Genomic DNA, 1,428 nt, shown 5'->3' on the forward strand with positions numbered 1-1,428 from the left:
CGTTCGGGCTCCGGCCAGTATTCCGCCATGTGGTGTGTGAAGTGCGGTGCCACGGAGACGTACGTGCCGGCCGGTACGAAATGGCCCCGGACCTCGGTGTCGCGGACGGCTCGTCGCGCGAGGACCGGGACGGGGGAGACCAGCCGGAGGCATTCCTTCATCACCAGATCGAGGCTTTCGAGCGCATCGAGATCGGCGTGACTCGGCGTGGTGGTGCCCAGCGCGAGCGATTCGGCCCGGCACCGGTCCTGCCACTGCGGATGTTGCCCGAGATACTGCATCATCGTGGAGATCGTGATGGTCGACGTGTCGTGCGCGGCCATCAGCAGGAAGATCATGTGATCGACGATCTCGTCGTCGCTGAACCGTTGTCCTGCTTCGGATTCGATGCGGCACAACACGGAGAAGAGGTCGTCCGTCTCCCGTGCCCGTCGGGCCGGTAGGTAGTGCCGGAGGAAGTCTTCGAGCACCCGGCGTCCGTCGAGTCCGCGCTTCCACCTGGTGCCGGGGAGGGGATACCGGACGATCGAGGTCGCCGCCTGTACGCAGTCGATGAACGCCTTCTTCACCGCTTCGATCTCGGCCGGTGCGGAGTCCTCGGCGCCACCCATGAAGATATCGGTGGCGAGATCGAGTGTGAGTGTCTTCAGAGCCGTGTATGAGCGGAATCCGTCGGTGGGAACCCACTTGTCGAGCTTCTCGGCGATCGACGGGTTCATGACGTCGACGGTCTTCTCGAGGCGTGATCGGGTGAACGCCTGCTGCATGATGCGGCGGTGCCGGAGATGTTCCTCCGAGTCGAGGAGCATGAGGCCGCCGTGGAAGAACGGGCCGATCAGCACCGACCAGCCGTCGCCGTTCGCGAATGCCCGATCCTTGTTCTGCAGTACTTCCTGGCATGCGTCGGGGCCGAGCACTGCGATCCATCGCTGACCGGCTGCCGAGAACCATGAGACCTCCCCGTAGCGGTCCCACTGTTTCTGCAGCATCCCGAGGGGTTGCCGGATGTATTCGAGGAGGTGCCCGATTCCGGGCAGGCCCGCTCCTCCGGGAACCGGGCGTAGTTGCGACTGGGCGGGGGGAACGGCCAAAAGCTTGGTCACGATGAACCTCCGACTTCTCGGCGCACATCTGACAGAGTGGCCTGTCAGATTGGGTGTAGTCTGCGTCACAGCCATCCGGTCTGTCAAGATCGGTCCCATGACTTCCCCGGCGCCCCGGCGCTATGCCGGTCTGAGCGGCGAACAGCGTGTCGCGCTGCGGCGCGAAGCCCTGCTCGAAGCGGGACTGGAGCTGTTCGCGGCCTCAGGGAAGAGCGGAGCCACCATGACCGCCATCTGTGCCCGCGCCAAGCTGACGGAACGGTACTTCTACGAGAGCTTCACCAGCAGGGACGATCTGCTGCAGCAGGTCCTGGACAAGATCGCC

General features: G+C 64.5%; 2 protein-coding genes. One reads left to right on the plus strand and one right to left on the minus strand.

Annotation, left to right across the window (positions count from 1 at the left end):
* Positions 1-1,103, minus strand: a 1,103-nt coding sequence (locus tag R1101_RS0123445) for a cytochrome P450 (RefSeq protein WP_026003638.1), incomplete at its 3' end; no start/stop codon positions are given.
* 97 nt (positions 1,104-1,200) lie between these two features.
* On the opposite strand from R1101_RS0123445, the gene R1101_RS0123450 reads away from it, so the two are divergent.
* Positions 1,201-1,428: TetR/AcrR family transcriptional regulator (locus tag R1101_RS0123450; protein WP_016935611.1), on the plus strand; the 228-nt coding region annotated here is incomplete at its 3' end.

The organism is Rhodococcus sp. R1101, from assembly GCF_000278445.1.
Taxonomy (GTDB): domain Bacteria; phylum Actinomycetota; class Actinomycetes; order Mycobacteriales; family Mycobacteriaceae; genus Rhodococcus; species Rhodococcus gordoniae.